Origin of the sequence: Alicyclobacillus sp. ALC3 (assembly GCF_028751195.1) — a bacterium.
GTDB lineage: Bacteria > Bacillota > Bacilli > Alicyclobacillales > Alicyclobacillaceae > Alicyclobacillus_L.
This window is the reverse complement of record NZ_CP066784.1, coordinates 4002798-4022981: the sequence shown is the minus strand read 5'-3', so window position 1 is coordinate 4022981 and position 20184 is coordinate 4002798. Positions and strand designations below refer to the sequence as shown.

The following is a 20184-nucleotide window of genomic DNA, read 5'->3' as shown; positions in this document are numbered from 1 at the left end:
ACGAACCGCGCGAAAAAGAAACCGCGCGCTTTTCTCATTCGTAGTCTTGCTCACTCAATCGCTTGACAGCTGGCAACTTCCGGAGTGCCTGCGGTCGCAATCGCCAAATGCTCGGTAAGGTTAACAGCAACGCCAACACGCAGTAGAACGCAACGAACTCTACCCATGCGTGAGCGGGGGCGTTCACTGCGGTTTCAAACGACGCCTCAATCCACAGCGGGTTGAGGGAGAGAAAAATGACTGCCCAATGGGCGGCAAAAAACTCCATCGGATCACGCCTCGAAATTATCTGCAGTCCATATCCGACTGCGCCCGATACCACCACCATCCACCCTACCGTAGCATATGAGAGCACAGTGCTCCAACCGGAGCGCAGCGCAATCGTCGACCACAGTACACTCAGCGTCGCAATCAGCACGATGGTAAACAGCTGAAAGGCGAACACGGCCACAACTTCGGCTGGCACTGCGGCACCGAACAAGAAGACAAGGCTGTAAAGGGGCAGCGTAGTCACCAAGAGCAATCCCAAAAGTGCGCTGGAAGACAGGATTTTCCCACCGAGAATGCGCAGCGGCGACAGCGGTGTGGTCAGGAGCACAACCAGGGTTCTGCGCTCGCGCTCACCTGAAATCGACCCAGCCGCAAACGCAGGTGTCATGAGCGCCACAACCATCATTTGCAACAGGCTGAGAATCACAAACACCTGTTCAGAGCGCACCGGCAAAAGCGGCAACAGTTGACCTTGGACGTTTTCGTAGAGCAGAAAAAACGTCAACAGGGACATCACCACGGTGTACGCCGTGATCACGAATGGCGCCCGATTTGTGCGCATGCGTTGGCGAAACTCTTTCCGCAAGAGGGGGTTGATGTTCATAGCAGGTTCACCGCCCGATCGGTCAAGCGCAGAAACAGCGCTTCAATGTCTGTCGGACGCTCTGCGAACTGGTACAACTTGACCCCTTGCTCGACCAAGTACCGCATTAGCTCCGCTTGTTGATCGACTGTGCCTGCGTAGGTGATTTCCACTCCACCCTCTGCATAGCGGACGTTTCGCACACACTTGTCCGAGCGGAGCAAGCGCTCCCACACAGTTTTGTCGGCATCCCCGGCCAACCAGAGTCGGCGATGTGCGGTCGATTGTTCCAACAGCGCGCTGACGCTCGCGATTGCCGCCAATTCACCGCCTCGCATGATCCCAATCTCGTCCGAGATCTCGCTCAATTCATACAAAATGTGTGAGCTGATGAGAATGGTTTTTCCGAGTTCTCGCAGTCGCTGCAACACACCGCGCATGTCGATACGCGACCTTGGGTCGAGTCCAGAAGCCGGTTCATCGAGAATCAACACCTGTGGGTCATGCATCAGACAGCGGGCAATTTCCAGACGCTGTTGCATCCCCTTGGAGAGCGCATTGACGTATGTGTCGCGTTGGTCGACCAAGTTTACCCACTCAAGCATCTCGCCGCTTCTTCTCCGTGCAACCTGGCGTGGCACCCCATAACAATCCGCATAGAACTCAAGGTACTCGGCAGCGCTTAAGTCGTCATACACGCCGAACGAATCCGGCATGTAACTGACACTGCGCCGGACCTCTTGGGACTGGCTCGTGATCTCAAACCCATCGATGTAGGCTCGTCCAGATGTGGGCGCAGTCAAGGTCGCGAACATCGACAGAGTCGTGGTCTTACCTGCCCCATTCTCCCCAACTAGGCCAAACACTGTCCCTTGGCGCACCATTAAATTCAAGTTCTGAACGGCCATAAATCGCCCGTACCGTTTGTTTAGATTGAGTGCTTGAATCACGTGCTTCGCACCCCGCCTTCTCCGGCTTGCACAACATTCGCATACTGACGCACAAGCGTTAACGTCTGATCAGAGGTCTTCGCTTCAAGTGCCACCACACTTCCGAGCCCCGGCGTCGTGTCTCGCGTCGTAGCAACAAGCAGCGCGGAGTTAATGCCGATATCTGAGTACAGCAACTGCTCAGTACCTGCGAGTGAACCGATTGAACGGCCAATCGAGCGCGTGATGTCGTGGTTGTATCCACTGTAGGCGCCGAGCCAATTTCCTGTCTTGAGAATCGCACTGTGCGTTGACGGAACGACTACTGTGGCACCCGGTTTCAAATCGCCAAGTTCATAAAGAGCTCCGTTCCAACCGATGGCGATGTCGTTTAGCGTGTATGGAGTGTTGTTCTGAACCGTGCCAATCAAAGTTCCAAGGTCATTCGCAAGAGCCGCCGAAAGTTCCCCCTGCCCTTTGACAGCGCCGGCTAGATAAGTGTAACGAACACCCCACCGCGACACCCTGCGAAAGGAGACACGCGTTCCACGTCCAATCAAAGTCGACTCTTCTTCCGACACCCCGTTGTTGTGCTCGACGAGCGGCAGAGCGAGCATGGGCTGTGCTACCACAACGTCAAAAGTTGAGACCCGCGGCGACATCATCGCGCGGACACCGTAGGCCTCTGCTTGGCCGTTGCCGACCAAGTCGAGGATACCCGCACCTTCCGTCAACATCCCAGTTGGCCGCTGCGAAGCGCCAAAGAGGTAAATGCCAACCGTGACCAACACACTGAAGACCGGTAAAACGACCCACGCTGCTGGCTGGCGTCTTAACCTGCGCAAGAGAAAAAACAGCAGTGGTCCAGCGCACAGGACGTAAATCCCAAACAGCGTCGCCCAAAACCGCAGCGAAGGGACTCGCAGCGGCGTCAATCCCTCACTCGCCGAGGCCAGTGAAAACACGCCCGTAGGAGACAAATAGTCCGGCAGCGCGCTCTGGCTCTGCGCCCCCCCCATTTTGAGCAACGTTGTCCACAGTGTACCAATGCCTGGCCAAACCACAAGCGCCGGATCCGATGGTGAAAACGACGTTTGCACCACGGTTCCGCGGCCCTCGCTCTGTTCTGCGATGAGCGGTTGCGCGCCTGTCTCTGCCCACAAACTCGCCCCTGGGGCAAGTGAGTAGGGAGCAGCCTGAATTGTAAGTCTCGGAGTTGGCAGTTGCGTACCCCCGATAAACAGCTCCAGTCCTGAACCTGACACCTTGTGAGCAGGCGCTGTAGTAAGTGGATACCACCCGTTCCACGCGGTGCTTTCGCCAAGCGTGTTTGTCACAATCAGCATCCCGCCAAGCCTCACCCAAGACTGGATGCTAGCAGTTTGAGTGGGTGACAACTCGGCTAGGTCATGAGGAGTGCTGACAATGGCTGTTAAGCCGCTCAGTCCATCAATACTGGCAGGAAATGCACTCGGCGCCATCGTAACGGGCAGCACCGGTGCAGCCGCAGTGCTGTTCTCACTGCCAAGCAGAGTCTGCGCCACTTGTGCTTGATGCGACAGGACGACCACCAATGCGACGTTACCGAGCGCGTTGCCTGCAAGTGGAATGGAGTTGCGTACCACGCCGTTGATGACGAGATTGAGACTGCCATTCCCGATTAGGAATCCGGGCACCAAGACCTGCTTGTTCACGGTGCTGTTTGCTGGCAAACTGAACATCCAGTGCAACGTGCCAGAGGCATTGCGGGTCGCACTGATGTCCGACGAGACATTAATCGTCAATTGCGCCGCCGTCGCAGGTCCAGGATTCGAGACTTGCGCGTTGACTGGCACCCACGAGTTTTTGCCGTAGTAACCGCGAAATCCAACAGAAACGTGCTGCAGCGTAGTGGCTGCTGCCGCTGCAGTAGGAATGGGCAACACAAGCACGGCTGCACAAAGCGTTAGGCAGGCGCTGACGAACTGCCGCACAGGTCTGAGCTTGTCCACTCTCTGCAGCGAGGAACGTCCTCCTCCCCGCACAGCCATCTCACAGAACCCCTTCGGCCGTCAGAATGTCAAGGAGGCTTTTCCGTGCGAGCGACACGTCGTCGTTGTAAATCAGGTAATCAAACTCATCACGTTTCGACTCTTCGAATTCAATTCGCTTCAGACGCAAGCGAATGTCTTCGTCTGAATCGCCGCGGTCAGAGAGCCGTCGTTGCAGTGTGGACAAGTCGGTAGGGCGAACGTAGATCAGCACTACATGGTCGTGAAACCACTTGCGGAAGTTCAGGGCGCCATTGACATCGATGTCTTTGAGAACATCGTAGCCATGTTGAATGGCATATTCGTAGGACTTCGCGTGCGTACCGTAGTAGTTGCCGTGAATCTGCTCGTACTCTAGGAACTCGTGCGCCTCAATCATTCTCTGAAACGACTCCAAGTCGACAAAATGATACGGATTGCCTTGCACTTCACCCGGACGCATTGATCGCGTCGTAAAGGATGGAATGTAGTGCACGCCCAGGTGTAGACTTTTCAACTGGTTGATAAGGGTGTTTTTACCTGCGCCAGACGGCCCGGATATAATAAAAACCCGCCCCTCCCGCTGGCGCCGAAACGACGAGTCAAAGCGGATAACGGGGCGGTCTTCTGATTCGGTTGGGTTGTACGCCACGAGGTCAGACAGAGAACACGGGAGCGCGTTGCAGACGCGCTCAAGGACGTCGAGGTCGACCCGACTGAGAGCGTTGTTTTTCATAGCGTACAGGGTGTTTCGGTTCACACCGCTTTTTTTAACGAGTGCAGGTACATTCATCCCACGCTCGAACAGCAGACGATTCAATTGAAACTGTACGCCGGTCATGGTGTCTCCTCATCTCCAACGATTTTGATCCATTATACACGGTTCGTTGGATTCAGTCCAACCATGAATGACTTCCAGCTACCGACCCTGGACCTCCTGGCGTTCACTTACTCCGGGGTACAACGCGGACGACGAGGCCGCGACCAAACTCTGCACGAGACGCTGCAGTTCCGCCACCTCAGCTTGCAAAGCCGACAGTTGGTCGGCGAGTTGTTCTGGGTCGGAATGCACTGATGCATGGCTTGGACGCTGTGACACCGTCGCCGATATTCGGTGGTTGTTCCACTGTTGGAACATGAACAACAAAAATGGGTCAGCTGCCACGGTCTGCATGAGTGCGTCGACCACAGTCTCCTTGTGTCCCTTCACCCCGTGGTCCTTCCCGTACAACAGGTGGTCTTCGAGTACACGTTTGATTTGCGGGTTGTGAGGACCGCCGCTCTGCGCAAAAAACGCGTCGATCCGCTGTTGCATCGTCAAACGCTCTGTGGTTTGCTGGCGTGCCCTTGGCTGTGCGCTGACAGAGGTCTCCCCCTTGTTCTTGCGACTCAATCCGTTCTCCCCCTTTTTTTGCTTAACCCTGTGCGCGGCGTGAGCGCCACGCGCCAAACAACACCATGAGCAATAACACAGCGCTCGCTGTGAGACCGGTTGAACCGATTGCGGTCAGAAAGCCCGCATGGGTAGTTTTTGAAGCGAACGCAAACAACATCGTACTGCCGACAAACAGTGTCCCGGAAAGAAACGCTAGCGATGCCCGATTGACTAAGCGATGTAACGTACGTGCCGTGGTTTCCGCAAGTTTGCCTTCTACCCCAACCTGCAAATTGTTCCATGCAATCAGTTCCAAAATCTTGTTAATTCGCCGTGGCGCAGTGGTCAGAAGTTTCGCTGATTCGGCGAGGAGACTTGCATTGGCGCGGTAATTGAATCTCCTCGACAGCCAACTACGAACAATTTTAACGTCGTATATCTCCACCAGGTCATGGTAAGAGATTTCCGGACACAGCCACCTGGCCGTGCCCTCCGCGGCTGAAAAACCCTTTGCCCACAGCGCCAGCCCGCCTGGAACGCGGCAGTGGTTCTTGACAGCAATCTGAATCGTTGTGAGTGTCAGGTTGCCCCAGTTGTACTGACTCGCCTGAGAACTATCGACGTAATGAATCAACGTCGAGCGCAGGTCGTCCTTGAGTTTGACAGTGTTCGTGTACTTGGTTGGCTGGTACAGGTCGAGAAACACCTCCGCAGCGTCCTCACCCTGGTTGACGCGCACGTGCATGAGCATGCGGAAGATGGCTTCTGTGTGCACAGCGTCCATCCGACCGGTCATTCCCCAGTCGAGGACGACGCACTCCTTCGTGCGGCGGTCCACCATGATGTTGGCTCCGTGCGGGTCGGCGTGGTAGAAGCCATCGAGGAACGTCTTGACGTAGTAGTGAGCTAAATCTGTCATTCGTTCCAGTCGCTCTTCAAACGTAAAGAAGTCAACAGGGAATTCCTTCAAATTCCAACCATCGACGTATTCCATTATCAAGACATGGTCCGTTGCCTCGTACACCTGCGGTACGCGCAGTGTCCCGAACTCGTCGGCAATCTCCTGGTGCTGGCGCATGACTTGTGCTTCCGTCTTCATGTCCAACTCACTCATGGCACTGCTGAAGTAGTCGTCGACAAGTGCGCCGAGATCGAGTGACGCCTGCATCTCCGGGGGCAGCCAGCGCTGAATCTGCTTTACGAGTCTGCGTAAATTGGCAATGTCTGCCTGAAAAACTTTGTCCACGAGCGGACGCACAATCTTGACGGCACACAGTCGCCCATCTGCCAGTTCAGCCTGATACACCTGCGCCAGAGAAGCCGAACCGATGGGCGTCGGATGAATCCAGTTGAAGGTGGACATCGCGTTTGGCAATTCGTCTTCAAGGTACACGGACATATACACAAACGGCAGTGGCGGGACCTCGTTCAACAACTGATCAAGTTCGGCCGTCAGCGCGTCCGGCAGGAGTTCTTGCCGGGTCATTAACACTTGGCCGAGCTTGATGAAGGTGGGTCCGAGTTCTTCAAAGGCGGCGCGCAAACGCTTGCCGAGCTGCCGCTCGCGCTGTTCCTCGTCCTTGCTCTTGTGCGTAAGCAGGTGACCGACGCCGTGTTTGGTCATCACCTGCACAGTGCTACGCAATCGCTTTCCACGGGTGATGCCAGCCCGGAGCTTCGTCAATTCTCGACGCGCTTCCGTTAAGTCGGCGTCCGGTCTCCCTACTGGCAGCGCAGAAGACATCTAAGGCACCCCTTTCTCCTGACTACTATGAATTATTTGTTGATTATGTCTTCATACACTTTCGCACGGCTCCCCATCTTTGTTAGGGTTCGACCTGATGTATATCTGCAACACAGCGCGGTCATACTGTCCACAGTCGGGCCTGAAGGTCCCACTTTTCTGCAGACTGGCGCGGGGTGGAGCAGTTGGCAGCTCGTCGGGCTCATAACCCGAAGGCCGCAGGTTCAAGTCCTGCCCCCGCAACCAATTCAAACAGGGGCTGTCCCCGCTGGCGTGATACGCCTCGTCGGATAGCCCCTGTTCGATTTGTAGTCACAAAATCTACTGCGCTGTGAACAGACTGCGCTCCAGCCGCCAATTCACAGGTGGTCGACCGATTGTCCCTCTCGCCATGACCGGTACTCGCGCGGTCTCTTCGCCAGCCTGTACTACCAGGGTTCCAATCTGTTGACCAGATTGGACCGTCCGCATCGGTAACTTCGGTTCGAATCGAACACGGTAGTTGAGTCCAGGCCAACCGACGAGCGACACCCCGTGTCCAACCACACCCTCTGCGCTTTGCCCCCATGGCACTGATAGACTTGCCACGGTCGCACCAGCGGACAGTGGCGAGAATGTTTTCAATGCTTTGTCTCCCGCTTGGGCTAAAGTTTCGCCAGCCGTTAATGCCACCATGAGCTCGTTGTTAATCGGAGTATTGGGCTGCTGTCCGAGGACGGCTCCAACGACGAGGACATGCTGGCCACCTATGTTCGGACGCGTAGCGAACACGAAACACCCACCGGCTTGGTCGGTAGTGCCTGTCTTGATGCCGACGATTCCATCGTGGCCCAGTGCGTAGTCGACATTGTACTGAACTCCGGCGACCGGCAAGGTCACCTTTTTTCGAGCGACGATACCGACAAACGTCGGATTGGTCATGTCTTGTTCCGCAATCCTAATTTGGTCTACAGCCGTGCTAACTGTGGCCGGATTCACCCCGCTGGCATCCGCATACCTCGTATTGGCCATACCGAATTGTTTCGCAGTCGCATTCATCTTCGCGACAAAGGCTGTTGTGCTGCCCGCATCGAAACGTGCCAGAATATTCGCCGCGTTGTTAGCGGACGGTAGGAGCAGGGCTTCGAGCAGTTGCCGTTCAGACAGTTGCTCACCCGTGGCGACACGCAGACAAGACTGCCCCGTTGCCACGTCGTGCTGATATTCAGCGACGTCCGCTCCCGTTATCGTCACAGTCGGGCCGTCCTGGCCTTGAGACAATGGATGATCATGCAAGACCAGGTATGCCGTCATTAACTTAGCGACGCTCGCGATTGGAACTGCTGTCTCTGCCCCGTGTTGACCCATCCACCCAACCCCAGGAACCGCTAGTGCAGCCTGACCCTCCTTGGGCCAAGGGATGGCTGGTTCGTGTCCTGGAACATGCGATTGTGCAAGCATCCGCAGCGATGTTTGCATTGGCGGCACTCTCCGAGTCCACTGCACAGCAACAACGACAAACAACAAAGTGACAATCCCCACCGTAACCGTTCTTCTGCGCACAAGTATCCTCCTGCACGTCATACTGACATAGATTTTTCTTCGAATGGCTATGTGGTTCCGCACGCATTCAGGTTATAATGGACGGGAACAAATGTGAGCGATGGTGGTGACACGATGATGACGCGCGTCTGCACCCACTGCTTGTCCTATGTCCTCGGTGAATTGCCTGACTTGGACAAGAAGCGGTTCGAACGACACCTTAAGCACTGCGAACCGTGTCAGAACGAGGTCAAGGAACTTAATGCATTACATCAACAAACTGTAGCAGACTTCAGCAAACCCACAGAGCGACGGATCCGTCCTTCCTTGTGGGTTAGGTCCTCCGCGCGCGTCAAAGCGATGGGACGTGTTTCACTGGCCGCGCTCGTCACTGTCGCTGCGATGGCTTCCTTTACTATGCTCACGCCCGTCAATCGCGGCAGTGACATCATTTTCGATATCAAACACACTCCGACCCACCTGAAGGAAGTCGTCGATCCGTTGAAGGTTGGACTCACCCGAGCTCAAATCGTTGCGGTCAGTGATATCCATAACCTTGAACGTCGACTTAAACGGTCTCCACACCGCATCTAGTCCGCAAAGCATAGGCTGCCGCGTGGACGCCAGCGGCGTGACCGGTAGAAAATGCAACTGTGATGTTGTATCCCCCTGTGTGAGCGTGAACATCCATCACTTCTCCTGAAAAATACAGACCCCTCGTACACTTAGATGCCATGGATTTAGGGTCAATCTCCCGAATTGACACGCCGCCACCGGTTACTGTCGCCTGCCGCAATGGCAATGTCCCGGTGATTGAAACGGGAAACGCAGTGAGCAATTCAGCCAGCCGTCTAATTGCCGCCTGCGGTAGGTTTGCAAGCTGCCTGTCGGCAGCGAGCTCAGCCTCTTTACACACAACGGACGCGACGCGCTCAGGCACCCACTGAGACAACAGAGTCAAAATCATCTTACGCGCATCGGTTTTGCGCGCGCCCTGAAGTTGCTGCTCAATTTCTTCTTCTGACTGAGGCAAAACGGCAATCTGCACAGTCAACTTGGTCTGCGGGTCCTTGCGCAGAGCCGTAGATACATAGTGACTACAGCGCAACGCGGCAGGTCCACTGAGCCCAAAGTGAGTGAACAACATGTCTCCCGACTCCGTGCTTAACTTCTTGTTGCCCTGTTTCACCGTCAACTGGGTATCCCGCAACGAAATGCCCTGCAAGGCACGGCTCTTGACCCACCAGCTGTCGCTGGTCAGAGGCACTTCCGTCGGATACGGTTCGACAACCGTGTGCCCTGCGGCTTTTGCCCAAGCATACGCGTCACCGGTGCTGCCGGTGTGCGGAGCGCTGCAACCGCCAGCAGCTACAATGACACTACGGCAGCGCAGCGTCTGCCCGTCACGCAGTTGCACTCCGTTCACATCACCTTCGCCAAACAACAAACGGCGGACCTGGGCTTCTGTCCACACCGTTGTACCCACATCGTACACGTGCTGTACGAGTGCATGAACCACAGTAGCCGCTTTATCGCTCACAGGAAACACACGGCCGCGGTCCTCTTCCTTGAGAGCAATCCCTTGGTTCTCAAAAAAGGCGATGATATCCGTATTTGCGAACTGGGTGAGCGCCGAATGCAGAAAGCGTCCGTTCCCTGGAATGTTCTGCATTAACTCAGGTAACGCTTTGGCATTCGTGACATTACACCGGCCGCCACCGGAAATCCCTAGCTTACGGCCAAGTTTGTCTCCCTTTTCGAGCAACAGAGTGTTTGCACCCGCTTCACTAGCGGCGCTCGCGGCCATGAGGCCACTAGGTCCGCCACCGATCACAATGACATCGAACATATTCACAGTCTCACGCTTCCGTTGATTGTCCTGACGATTAGTGTAGAGAAGCGGCGGCGCGCATGCAACCGACCGACGGTCAGCTTGCAGGATTCACGCCCCAGGCACAGACAATCAGGGTGCCCCAATTGGGACACCCTGATACCTTGACGCATTGTGCGTCACGCCTATTGACCTATGCGAGTTAGTAACCCGCACCTGCACCCATACCAGCTGGAACGAACAGGAAGAACAGCACGAAGATGATCAGGAACACGACCGCCCACTGTGTGTAACCACCAAACACTCCATACATTCGGCACCCACTCCTTTTGCGAAGGATAGTGCATAGTACGGGGACACTGCCTGGGGTGTCTAGGTCACCCGCCCGGTGCCGTCGCCCAAATCCCCTGACAGGTGGACAGTAGGCTCACTGTGGTTTATCAGTACGCGAGCGTGCCACCAAACGTCATAATCCAGACAGACCCCGCCACAACGGCGAACGTAAAGATGATACCGAGGCTCAGGGCGATGACGTGATACTTCGGACCTGGGCTCTCTGTCACGTGCATAAAGAAGAACAACTGAATGCCGATTTGCAGCGCCGCCACAACCAGAATCAGCGCGAGTAGCCCGCTCGCCCGGGCGATGTGCGTCTGCACCATCCAAAGGGCCAAAAGCGTCAAGATGATTGACAAGGCAAACCCGATTACATGGTGCCACGGGAAACCCGCCGCGTGCTTGTGCGCCGGCGCCCCAGCCGAACTCGATGCATGCATCATTGTCACCCCCCTTGCCCGTTCATAATCCCGGCCAAGTACACAACCGTGAAAATAAACACCCAGACGACATCGAGAAAGTGCCAGTAGAGACCGACGATAAACACCTTGCGCGCCGTAATCGCAGTGATGCCTCGCTGCCCAATCTGAATCAGAATCGACACCATCCACAAAATGCCCATCGAGACGTGGCCGCCGTGCGTGCCGACCAACGTGAAGAACGCGGACAAAAAGGCACTTCGTTGCAGCGGAGCACCGTGCGTCGCATACTTTGTAAATTCGTTCACTTCCAACCCAATGAACGATAACCCGAGCACAATCGTCAGGATCAGCCATGTGACTAGCATCCCACGGCGATTAAGGCGCATTCCGTAAGTCGCAATCCCGCAAGTAAAACTGCTCGTCAAGAGAATCAGTGTTTCTGCTGTAAACTCGGGTACGTCAAACAAAGACAGTTCGGTCGGTCCGCCAGCAGAATGTGTGTGCAGAACCACGTATGTGGCAAACAGACAGGCAAAGAGCACTAAGTCGGTCGACAGAAACAACCAAAACCCGAAAATTTTCAGCGCGCCGTCCTCAGTCGAGTACTCGAGCGGCAGACTGTCATCAGGTTCGGTACCATGAAGAACTGCCTCATGCGCCAGGGACATGCTCAAGCCCTCCCAAGTGCGGCTTCGGTGTGTTCCACTTCTTCAGCCGGAATGTAGTAATCCGTATCGTACTCAAACGAACGAAACAACAGGCACAAGAGAACTCCGACCAACCCGAGAATCCCCACCCAGTACCAGTAAAAACACAAGCCGAATCCGCCAACGAAAAAACACATCGCCATGATGAATGGACGACCGGAGTTCTTTGGCATGTGAATCGGTTTAAACGGCTCCGCAGGAGCTTCGTCAACCACAATCCCCTGCTTGCGCGCCTGTTTCTCAACCCACCAAGCGTCCCTGCTGTGTACCGTGGGGATACGCGCAAAGTTGTAGTGCGGCACCGGCGATGGCAGTGACCATTCCAGCGTACGTCCATCCCACGGGTCACCTGTCGTGTCGCGTTCACCGAGGAATGCACTGTACACCACTTCTACAACAATGAGGATAAAGGCAATCCCCATGAGGTAAGCGCCAATGGTTGAAATCACGTTGAGCGTGGTCCAGCCAAGGCCCGTCGGATAGGTGTACATACGCCTGGTCATGCCCATGAACCCGAGTTGATACTGCGGCATGAAGCAGACATAAAAGCCGATGTTGAACAGCCAAAAGGCCCAGCGCCCAAGCCGTTCATCGAGGATGAATCCGAACATTTTCGGCCACCAGTAGTACATTCCGGCGAGCATTCCGTAAACCACACCACCGATCAAGACCTGATGAAAGTGGGCGATCAGAAAGTAGCTGTTGTGGTACTGGTAGTCAGCCGGCGCTGCGGCCAGCATGACGCCTGTGGCGCCGCCAATCGCGAAGTTGGGGATGAACCCAATCGCCCACAACATCGGCAGGTTTAACCGAATTCGACCACGGACCATCGTAAAGAGCCAGTTAAAGACCTTAACACCCGTGGGAATTCCCACAGCCATCGAGGCAATCGCGAAGAAGGCGTTGACTCCTGGCCCTGCACCCATTGTGAAGAAGTGGTGTGCCCACACAAAGTAGCTGATCACGGCAATCGCCATCAACGAGGCGACCATTGATGAGTAGCCAAAGGTGCGCTTGCGCGAAAACGTCGATACCACTTCCGAAAAAACGCCGAAAGCGGGCAGTACGACGATGTACACTTCTGGATGACCCCAGACCCAAAACATATTGATGTACATCATCGGATTTCCACCCTGCAACAGCGTGAAGAAGTGTCCTCCAGCAAGACGGTCAATGAGCAACAGTGCTAAGACCACTGTGAGGGCTGGGAACGCAAAGATAATGAGAATGGAAGCAGCCAACACAGACCAAGTGAACAGCGGCATCCGCATCAGCGTCATGCCCGGTGCTCGCATCTTGAGGATCGTGGCAATGAAGTTGATGCCAGTCGCAATACTGCCGATACCTGAGATTTGCAGAGCTAAGATGTAGAAGTTTTCGCCGGGTCCCGTGTCAAACATTCGCTCAGCGAGCGGCGGGTAACTCACCCAACCAGCGTCCGGTGAACCACCAATGACAAAGGAGAGGTTGAGCAGCATGGCACCGAGAAAGAACATCCAGAAGCTGATGGCGTTTAGATAGGGGAACGCAACATCCCGTGCGCCAATTTGCAGCGGCACAGCAATGTTGAACATGGCAAAGATAAACGGCATTGCCATAAACAGAATCATAATCGTGCCGTGCGTCGTGAAAATTTCGTCGTAGTGCTGCGGGTCGAGAAAGTGGCTGCGGGGCATGGCTAACTGCGTGCGCATCAATTCCGAGTCAACGCCCCCGCGAAACATCATCAACAGGGCAGCGATCATGTACATGATGCCGATGCGCTTGTGGTCTACGGTCGTAATCCACTCGCGCCACAGCCACCCCCACCGTTTGAAGTAGGTCAGAACAGAGACGATACCGATGACTGTCAACGTGATGAGCACGTCTGAGGCGTAAATCATCGGTTCACCGGTCACGAAGAAGTTTGCAGGCATAGACTCATACCCTCGCTTTTCCTGGTGTGCGAACACAACCGCAATGTCTAGACAAAGCCATCAGTGCATGCCCTGCAGAACTGTCCGGTCGTGTTTCATGTACATGCCGCCTTCTTTGTTGACGATGGCTTCGAACGATCCCGCCGGATAAGACGAAAAACTCAGCTCATCCACTACGACTTTGGGTGTCACGAGTTGGTTGTAGCCTGCCGACGTGAGCGGCGGCGCTGTCCGTTTCACCTTCTGTGCCCATGCGGCGTACTGAGCCTGCGGCACCGCCTTGACGTGAAACTGCATGTGAGCAAACCCGCGCCCACTGAAGTTCGCTCCGTGTCCGTAGTAAACCCCCGGGTGGTCAGCCTGCAGCCACAAACGCATCGCCATGCCGGGCATGGTGTACTCCTGACCACCGAGCCGCGGCACCCAAAACGAATTCATTGGCGCGTTTGAAGTCAGAACAAACTGAACCGGGCGGTTTGCCGGGATCTCACAGTAGTTGACTGTTGCGATTTTTTCGTCCGGGTACTGAAACAGCCATTTCCAGTCCAGCGATGTCACCTGAACAGTGAGAGGCTGAGACACAGGCACGGGCGGAGCCGTCAATCTAAACGTGTCGCGAGCCGTAATCGTTCCGAGAACGCCGATGATGACAATCGGCACGCCCCACCACACCATTTCGAGCCACTTGCTTTCCGACCATTCTGGGTCATAACGCGCATTGTTACCTGGTTTGTCGCGGTACTTAGAGACAATCACCCACAGCATGATGATGACAGGGACAATCACGATTAGGACCAATACGATTGAAGTGATGATGAGTCGATGCTCCACCGCCGCAACTGGCCCTGCAGGGCTAAACAACATGACTTCCCTGCCACAACCTGTGCTACCTAGCGAGAGAGCCAGTGCACCCGGCATTGCCAGACGGCGCAACAGCAAGGACGTGCCAGTAGGTCGCAGTGAGCGTTCCAACGATAACCACCTCTTCTCACGAGTCTCGGCTGGCATGTCAATGGCGTCCTAACGGCCGCCATGTGCGGAGAGCAAGCCGTAAACTCGCAGTTCCCACAGCAGAACTAACACGGCAACCAAGATCACAATCGAGAGCCCAACGCCAAACGAGCGTTTCATCTTTTGTCTCATCCATACACACACCTTTGCAGTCCCAGCGGACAGTCATCGTGTCCAGTTTTTGTGGATAACAGCCAACTTATGCATGGTGGAGCCACTCAGCGTCATACCACCAGAAGATGGCTGCGAGCGCAAACAGCACGATAATCGTAATGACGGTTACCCACACGACGCTAGACAGGCCCCGGTTCGCGCGACCCTGCATTGTCCCACCTCCTGCTCATGACATGGCAACAATGCGTAGTATGTACTGCAACCAGGAAAACAAATCCAGAACACAAACAGGCACACCGTTTGGGTCGGTGTGCCTGTCGCGCACAAAATGTAAACCTGGTATAGAAACCGCTCAGTCGTCGCTTGCTACTCTTTCCAATGCTGAGCGATAAAAACGTCTCGGCCAGAACCGCGACGATAGGACTGGTAATGAGCAGGGTCTTTCTTGTAGAAGTCTTGATGATAAGCTTCAGCCGCATAGAACGGTGCAGCAGGCAAGATAGGCGTTACGACCGGTTGCGAGAACCTTCCACTCTCATCAAGAGCCCGCTTGGATTGTTCTGCGGCGACCCGTTGCTCCTCCGTGTGGTAGAAGACTGCCGTGCCATAAGATGAACCGCGGTCACAAAACTGACCGCCTGGGTCAGTAGGGTCAATTTGGCGCCAGTACACGTCAAGGATGGTTTCGTAGGAAATCACAGCCGGGTCATAGGTGATTTGCACGGCCTCCACATGACCTGTCGTGCCACTGCACACCTCGGCGTAAGTCGGGTTCACTTTATGCCCACCCGTGTAGCCTGATGCGACGCGGATGACACCTGGCCATTGGTCAAATGGCTTGACCATGCACCAGAAACACCCTCCTGCGAACGTGGCGAGTTGATGTTGAGTCTGTTCTGTCACGATGTACCCCTCCCGAGTGCGCGTCCAACTGGAATTTCACTCGGTTCCCATTATTACACGGTCATCGTTTCCAAACAATCAACTGCAGTCAAGATATTATCCTATCGTGCTGGCGCCGCTCGTTTTCGATTTACGGAATCGAAACGGTATTTCCAGATGAGGTCACGTTCGCGGCGCTACTTGTCGATGACGCGCCGGAGCCGACGATTTGTGACTTCACACCGGCATATTTTGAGTCATAGATAGTAATCGGGTCCCACTTTGCAATGCTTGCAAACAACTGTGTGGACGACAACGCTTTCTGCTGTTTCAAGGTCGCCACGATTTGGCTTTTGACCTGACTGAGCGGCGCTGGCGTCTTCTTGCCGGTCGGGATAAAAGTTGATTTGTTTTGGTTGTAATAGCTTTGAATCTCGGTGTTCGTGATTTTGACGTTGCGCTGTGCTAAGTTTTGCTCCAGCACTTGTAGCTTGAGGATGTGGTTCAAGTCCGCTTGCGTCATGTTGTTTTGCGCCAAAAACAAGTTTAGTTGCGTTGGACTTGTAATCTGGTACTGTGCTTCCAACGCGCTTAGAGCCGTGTTCAACTGGGCCTGAGTCGCTGCGATATGGTACTTCGTGGCTGCGTCAGTGATCAGTTGTTCACTGACCAACTCTTGCACCATGGAGTTGCCGTAACTCGTCTGCAATTTGTTGTACAAGGCCGATTGTCGGATCCCGGTATTGCCCACTTTCGCAATCAGCGGGCCACCAGCATGCGCGTAGGCAACGCCGCCCCATACCGCTCCCACTACAACTGCTCCAATGACTCCGCCCACGATCCACGACCAAGGGCCCGTCCTACTTATTTTCGTCTGCATATCATTCGTCTCTTCCGAAGCCATATACACACTCCATTTCAAGTTCTCTCGCCGCACTGCTGCGGACAAAGCAGGCGCATTGCAGTCTAATATGCCACAACTGATTCGAAACAAGCTCGAAAAACACCCTGTTGTCCGCTACTTGCCCTTGCGTGTCAAAAGAGCGAGCATGTCCCACTGCTCCGTGGTGACCTCACTCAAGCCGCTAAACTCTCCCGCCCCTTGCAGCCACTCTCCCCCATCTATGGTGACCACTTCACCGTTAATGTAGCCAGCATAGTCGGAAATCAAATAAGCTGCCAAGTTCGCAAGCTCGGATTTTTCTCCGACACGGCGCAACGGAATGCGCTCGATCGCCTTGTTAGCCAGTTCCGGCGTCGGCGATAGTCTCGACCACGCACCCTCTGTCGGAAAGGGGCCAGGGGCAATCGCAACTTGGCGAATTCCGTACTGCGCCCACTCGACTGCCAGCGAGCGCGTCAGAGCTAGCACTCCAGCCTTCGCTGCCGCGGACGGCACAACATAGCCGGACCCTGTCCACGCGTACGATGTCACAATGTTGAGCATGACTCCGTTGTGCTTGTTCTCAATCCACCGTTTGCCAACCTCGAGTGACATGTAGAAGGTACCGTGCAAAACAATGTTGAGCACCGCATCGACGGCCCTATGCGACAACCGCTCAGTAGGACTAATGAAGTTCCCAGCAGCGTTGTTGACGAGTACATCGACTTGTCCGTAGTGCGTTTCAACGGCATCCACGAGTTCTGACACCTGCGTCGCGTCGCGAATATCACACGCGTGATAGAACACCTGGCGCCCATCTGCGGATAGCTCTCGGGCAGTTTCTTCGAGCACGCTCTCGCGCCGACCCGTAATCGCCAGTTTCGCGCCAAGTTCCAAAAAGCGCTCGCCCATCGCGCGACCCAGTCCTGTACCGCCACCGGTTATGAGAACAACCTTGTCTTGCAGTAAATCAGGTTGAAACACCGGGATCATCCTCTCTGTTCGCCAGTCCTTCAATAGACCGCACGAGCTTCGTCACCTCTACAGTTTCTGTTTCAAACGCTCGATTCCTGTCGGTACTGTCACGCGCTCTGCTGCACAACGAGTTGTTCGTACTCGTTGAACAGGCAGGGGTAGGTCAGAAACGCCAAGACAATACTGGTCAGTGCTGCGGACGCCAAGATTGAAAACACGATTAGCAACTGATAACGCACGGCTTGAATCGGATCCGCACCGCCAATGATCAGGCCCGTCATCATGCCGGGAAGTTGTACCAGGCCAATGGTTTTCGTACTGTCAATCGTCGGAAGCATACTCGCGCGCACTGCCTGCTTGACAAAAGGCATCGCAGACTGTTTAGGCGTGCCGCCAAGCGACAACACGGTCAAGATTTCGTGCCGGTGGTTTCGCGCTTCAGACTGCAGTCGATTCAGCGCCAAGCCGCAGGCAATCATCGAGTTGCCGATGATCATTCCACTCACAGGGATGATATAGCGCGGTGTGGCGTGGATGATGTGCAAGGAGAGGAGAAATCCTTGCGTAACCACTTCCGTCGTGCAGATGGCGACGAGCACGCGCCACCATACTCCCTTGAGTCCCTTTCCACGCTTCGTCGCGTTTTGCGTCGCTACACCGACCATGAGCGCCAACATCAAAACGATAAAGATTGGGTCGTGGAGTTTGAACACGACGTTCAAGACGTATCCGACGACCAGCAGTTGGATGGTAGCGCGTGCGGCAGAGATAATCATGTCTCGCTGCAGGCCTAGCTTCATCCACATCGAGAGCGCAATCGCGAGTGCGACGAACGCGACAGTGAAGGACAGGGTCAAGAAACTCACTGCTCCGCCCCTCCCAACTCACCGTCCAGAAACCGGCGCGTCAGTTCATGTTGCGGGTGTTCAAAAAAGTCCTCGGTTGCACTCGCTTCGACAAGGCGACCGTTGACCATCAACCAAGTCTCAGTGCCAACCCTGCGGGCCTGTTCCAGGTTGTGTGTGACCCAGAGCAAGGTCAACCCTTGCTCTCGCTGTAACTGCACAATCCACTCCTCGATCTCTTTGGCTGCGGCGGGGTCGAGCGCCGATGTCACTTCATCGAGCAGCAACACCTTAGGCTCATTAGCCAACACGCGCCCGAGCGCGACGCGTTGTTTCTGCCCACCTGACAAGTCATCGGCGTTCGCAGTGAGGAGGTCGACACCAAGCCCAAGCCGCCTCAGGTAAGCACGCGGGTCTGCAAGTGAATGGCCGCGCAGCTTCGGACCGAGTTCAAGGTTATCTTGCACGGTGCCAGGGAACATTGTCGCGCTCTGGAAGGCCAAGCCAACATAGCGCCGCAATTCCCTGACGTTCCACTGTCGCACCTCACGGCCGGCGATGAAGACTTCCCCTCCGTCAGGTGTGCTCATCAAGTTGCAAACCGCCAAGAGAGTGCTCTTCCCCGACCCTGAGGGTCCCACCAACGTGACGACTGCCCCCTTGTGAACAGTCGCAGAGACACCGTGCAGAACCTCAACGTTCCGCCCGTCACGGCCAAATGACTTGCTCACCGCACGCAAGGCGACCTCAGCCTCCCCTTCAGCAGCCGTCTTGCGTGCGTCTGAAGTGGTCCCCAGCAGCTTTGCTTGTTCCTGTCCGTCCATCCTATGTACCTCATTCAAGCTTTTTCCCGACACAAACGCACCCTGCTTCGCCCGACGCCAATGCCGTGGTCTCAGACACATCCCTATCATACCTGTTTTTCATCCCCGATAAAAAGGGCGGTGGCAGCTGTGACCACTCGTCACCCCGCCATCGCCCAACGCTGCAGACCTTCTTGATGTCGCTTGCCTACAACGGCTCTTGCCTGCAAACAGCATTCACTCTTCGACAGGGTCTGCCGATTGACGGCCGCGTCGACGTCGCGAAGTGGCTTTTCGCTTCGTAATCTTCATCTTAATCTCGCGCTCGACCGTGGTGTGCTTGGTGATCATGTCTGGGGTCAACTTGCCCTGGGCGGTAAACATGCAGAAGTCAAAGGGGGTTTTCAATTCGTCCTTTGGGACCTGCATTTCGTCCGCGAGCAAGTCGCGGTCAAGAACCTCGCGCTCGCTAATCTTCGGAGTCAACACAGCGTGTTCGCCGTTTGGCAGGACGATGACGATCTCTTCTTCGCCGCTCTGCTGGAACAACACTTCGAGTTCCTCGAACAAGAGTTTGTTTTCTTCACTGCGTTCGCGCGAAATCTCTTTGTTTTGGAAGTAGCGTTGCACCGATTCCTCAATCTTCAGCCGGCGTGTCTGCATCTCTTCTTCTGTTTCAGCCGTCTCTGCAGAGGTCGCGGTTTGTTCCGACACCTGTTCGCCTGCCACTACTGTGTCCTGCAAATCCTTCTCAGTTGTTGACATGCTGCCACTCACCTCGTGTATAGTCTGCCCGTGCAGCGAAATGCGCCAGAAATTCGCGGACGGTCCGTTGTGAACCCACTTCGAATCCTCTACGGCGCGCGCCGCGGTCTCTCCCAATCCTATGAGGACAGGCAAGATCCTATGTTACACGATAGACTCCCTGGCGTCACCGCTGTATTTACTTACTTTTTGATAGTGATATACTACACTGTGTGTCGCCCTGTTGGGCAATCCACAATCCGCCATCGACGGTTTCACTGTAG

Annotated in this window: 21 protein-coding genes and 1 tRNA gene; 2 read left to right on the top strand and 20 right to left on the bottom strand. The window is 55.2% G+C overall.

Annotation, left to right across the window (positions count from 1 at the left end):
* Nucleotides 1-34: 34 nt before the first annotated feature.
* The 6 genes from JC200_RS18510 to JC200_RS18485 form a co-directional block, all read right to left on the bottom strand.
* Nucleotides 35-874 (bottom strand): ABC transporter permease, encoded by an 840-nt coding sequence (locus tag JC200_RS18510; RefSeq protein ID WP_274433190.1) that lies wholly within the window; start codon nucleotides 872-874, stop codon nucleotides 35-37.
* The gene (locus tag JC200_RS18505; RefSeq protein ID WP_274433189.1) at nucleotides 871-1803 is read right to left on the bottom strand and encodes an ABC transporter ATP-binding protein; all 933 of its coding nucleotides are present in this window, start codon (nucleotides 1801-1803) and stop codon (nucleotides 871-873) included. Before JC200_RS18505 ends, JC200_RS18510 begins: the two co-directional genes overlap by 4 nt.
* Nucleotides 1800-3812: a hypothetical protein gene (locus tag JC200_RS18500; RefSeq protein ID WP_274433188.1), complete on the bottom strand. Its 2013-nt coding sequence runs from the start codon at nucleotides 3810-3812 to the stop codon at nucleotides 1800-1802. The genes JC200_RS18505 and JC200_RS18500 overlap by 4 nt, the downstream gene beginning before the upstream one ends.
* A 1-nt stretch (nucleotide 3813) precedes the next feature.
* The gene (gene gmk, locus JC200_RS18495) at nucleotides 3814-4632 is read right to left on the bottom strand and encodes a guanylate kinase (RefSeq protein ID WP_274433187.1); all 819 of its coding nucleotides are present in this window, start codon (nucleotides 4630-4632) and stop codon (nucleotides 3814-3816) included.
* Nucleotides 4633-4710: 78 nt separating this feature from the next.
* Entirely contained in the window at nucleotides 4711-5184 is a 474-nt protein-coding gene (locus JC200_RS18490) for a hypothetical protein (protein WP_274433186.1), read from the bottom strand.
* Nucleotides 5185-5206: 22 nt separating this feature from the next.
* Nucleotides 5207-6910, bottom strand: coding sequence for an ABC1 kinase family protein (locus JC200_RS18485; RefSeq protein WP_274433185.1), 1704 nt, complete (start codon nucleotides 6908-6910; stop codon nucleotides 5207-5209).
* Between the two features lie 170 nt (nucleotides 6911-7080).
* On the opposite strand from JC200_RS18485, the gene JC200_RS18480 reads away from it, so the two are divergent.
* Nucleotides 7081-7156: transfer RNA gene (locus JC200_RS18480), tRNA-Met, on the top strand.
* Between the two features lie 75 nt (nucleotides 7157-7231).
* Here JC200_RS18480 and JC200_RS18475 read toward each other — a convergent pair.
* Nucleotides 7232-8452: a D-alanyl-D-alanine carboxypeptidase family protein gene (locus JC200_RS18475; protein WP_274433184.1), complete on the bottom strand. Its 1221-nt coding sequence runs from the start codon at nucleotides 8450-8452 to the stop codon at nucleotides 7232-7234.
* Nucleotides 8453-8566: 114 nt separating this feature from the next.
* On the opposite strand from JC200_RS18475, the gene JC200_RS18470 reads away from it, so the two are divergent.
* A complete protein-coding gene (locus tag JC200_RS18470) occupies nucleotides 8567-9025 on the top strand; it encodes an anti-sigma factor family protein (RefSeq protein WP_274433183.1) in 459 nt (152 codons plus the stop codon).
* On the opposite strand, the gene JC200_RS18465 is transcribed toward JC200_RS18470, so the two are convergent.
* The 13 genes from JC200_RS18465 to JC200_RS18405 all read right to left on the bottom strand — a co-directional run bounded on the left by JC200_RS18465 (nucleotide 9000) and on the right by JC200_RS18405 (nucleotide 19921).
* Nucleotides 9000-10280 carry a BaiN/RdsA family NAD(P)/FAD-dependent oxidoreductase gene (locus JC200_RS18465; protein WP_274433182.1) on the bottom strand — a complete coding sequence of 427 codons (1281 nt, stop codon included), beginning with the start codon at nucleotides 10278-10280 and terminating at the stop codon, nucleotides 9000-9002. The genes JC200_RS18470 and JC200_RS18465 overlap by 26 nt on opposite strands.
* 422 nt (nucleotides 10281-10702) lie before the next feature.
* Nucleotides 10703-11038 (bottom strand): cytochrome o ubiquinol oxidase subunit IV, encoded by a 336-nt coding sequence (locus tag JC200_RS18460; RefSeq protein WP_274433181.1) that lies wholly within the window; start codon nucleotides 11036-11038, stop codon nucleotides 10703-10705.
* A 5-nt stretch (nucleotides 11039-11043) separates the two neighbouring features.
* Complete coding sequence (locus tag JC200_RS18455) at nucleotides 11044-11688, bottom strand: cytochrome (ubi)quinol oxidase subunit III (protein ID WP_274433180.1); 645 nt, start codon at nucleotides 11686-11688, stop codon at nucleotides 11044-11046.
* Nucleotides 11689-11690: 2 nt separating this feature from the next.
* Nucleotides 11691-13643 carry a cbb3-type cytochrome c oxidase subunit I gene (locus tag JC200_RS18450; RefSeq protein WP_274433179.1) on the bottom strand — a complete coding sequence of 651 codons (1953 nt, stop codon included), beginning with the start codon at nucleotides 13641-13643 and terminating at the stop codon, nucleotides 11691-11693.
* Nucleotides 13644-13703: 60 nt separating this feature from the next.
* Nucleotides 13704-14651, bottom strand: coding sequence for a cytochrome c oxidase subunit II (locus JC200_RS18445; protein ID WP_274433178.1), 948 nt, complete (start codon nucleotides 14649-14651; stop codon nucleotides 13704-13706).
* Between the two features lie 12 nt (nucleotides 14652-14663).
* Nucleotides 14664-14786 (bottom strand): hypothetical protein, encoded by a 123-nt coding sequence (locus JC200_RS18440; RefSeq protein WP_274433177.1) that lies wholly within the window; start codon nucleotides 14784-14786, stop codon nucleotides 14664-14666.
* 67 nt (nucleotides 14787-14853) lie between these two features.
* Nucleotides 14854-14979 carry a hypothetical protein gene (locus JC200_RS18435; RefSeq protein ID WP_274433176.1) on the bottom strand — a complete coding sequence of 42 codons (126 nt, stop codon included), beginning with the start codon at nucleotides 14977-14979 and terminating at the stop codon, nucleotides 14854-14856.
* A 155-nt stretch (nucleotides 14980-15134) separates the two neighbouring features.
* Nucleotides 15135-15671 (bottom strand): peptide-methionine (S)-S-oxide reductase MsrA, encoded by a 537-nt coding sequence (gene msrA, locus JC200_RS18430; RefSeq protein ID WP_274433174.1) that lies wholly within the window; start codon nucleotides 15669-15671, stop codon nucleotides 15135-15137.
* Between the two features lie 130 nt (nucleotides 15672-15801).
* The gene (locus tag JC200_RS18425; protein ID WP_338000179.1) at nucleotides 15802-16461 is read right to left on the bottom strand and encodes a hypothetical protein; all 660 of its coding nucleotides are present in this window, start codon (nucleotides 16459-16461) and stop codon (nucleotides 15802-15804) included.
* 207 nt (nucleotides 16462-16668) lie between these two features.
* Nucleotides 16669-17517, bottom strand: coding sequence for an SDR family oxidoreductase (locus tag JC200_RS18420; RefSeq protein WP_274433172.1), 849 nt, complete (start codon nucleotides 17515-17517; stop codon nucleotides 16669-16671).
* A gap of 98 nt (nucleotides 17518-17615) precedes the next feature.
* The gene (locus JC200_RS18415) at nucleotides 17616-18374 is read right to left on the bottom strand and encodes an ABC transporter permease (RefSeq protein ID WP_274433171.1); all 759 of its coding nucleotides are present in this window, start codon (nucleotides 18372-18374) and stop codon (nucleotides 17616-17618) included.
* Nucleotides 18371-19177 (bottom strand): ABC transporter ATP-binding protein, encoded by an 807-nt coding sequence (locus tag JC200_RS18410; RefSeq protein ID WP_274433169.1) that lies wholly within the window; start codon nucleotides 19175-19177, stop codon nucleotides 18371-18373. Before JC200_RS18410 ends, JC200_RS18415 begins: the two co-directional genes overlap by 4 nt.
* Before the next feature lie 216 nt (nucleotides 19178-19393).
* The gene (locus JC200_RS18405; RefSeq protein ID WP_274433168.1) at nucleotides 19394-19921 is read right to left on the bottom strand and encodes a hypothetical protein; all 528 of its coding nucleotides are present in this window, start codon (nucleotides 19919-19921) and stop codon (nucleotides 19394-19396) included.
* Nucleotides 19922-20184 lie beyond the last annotated feature (263 nt).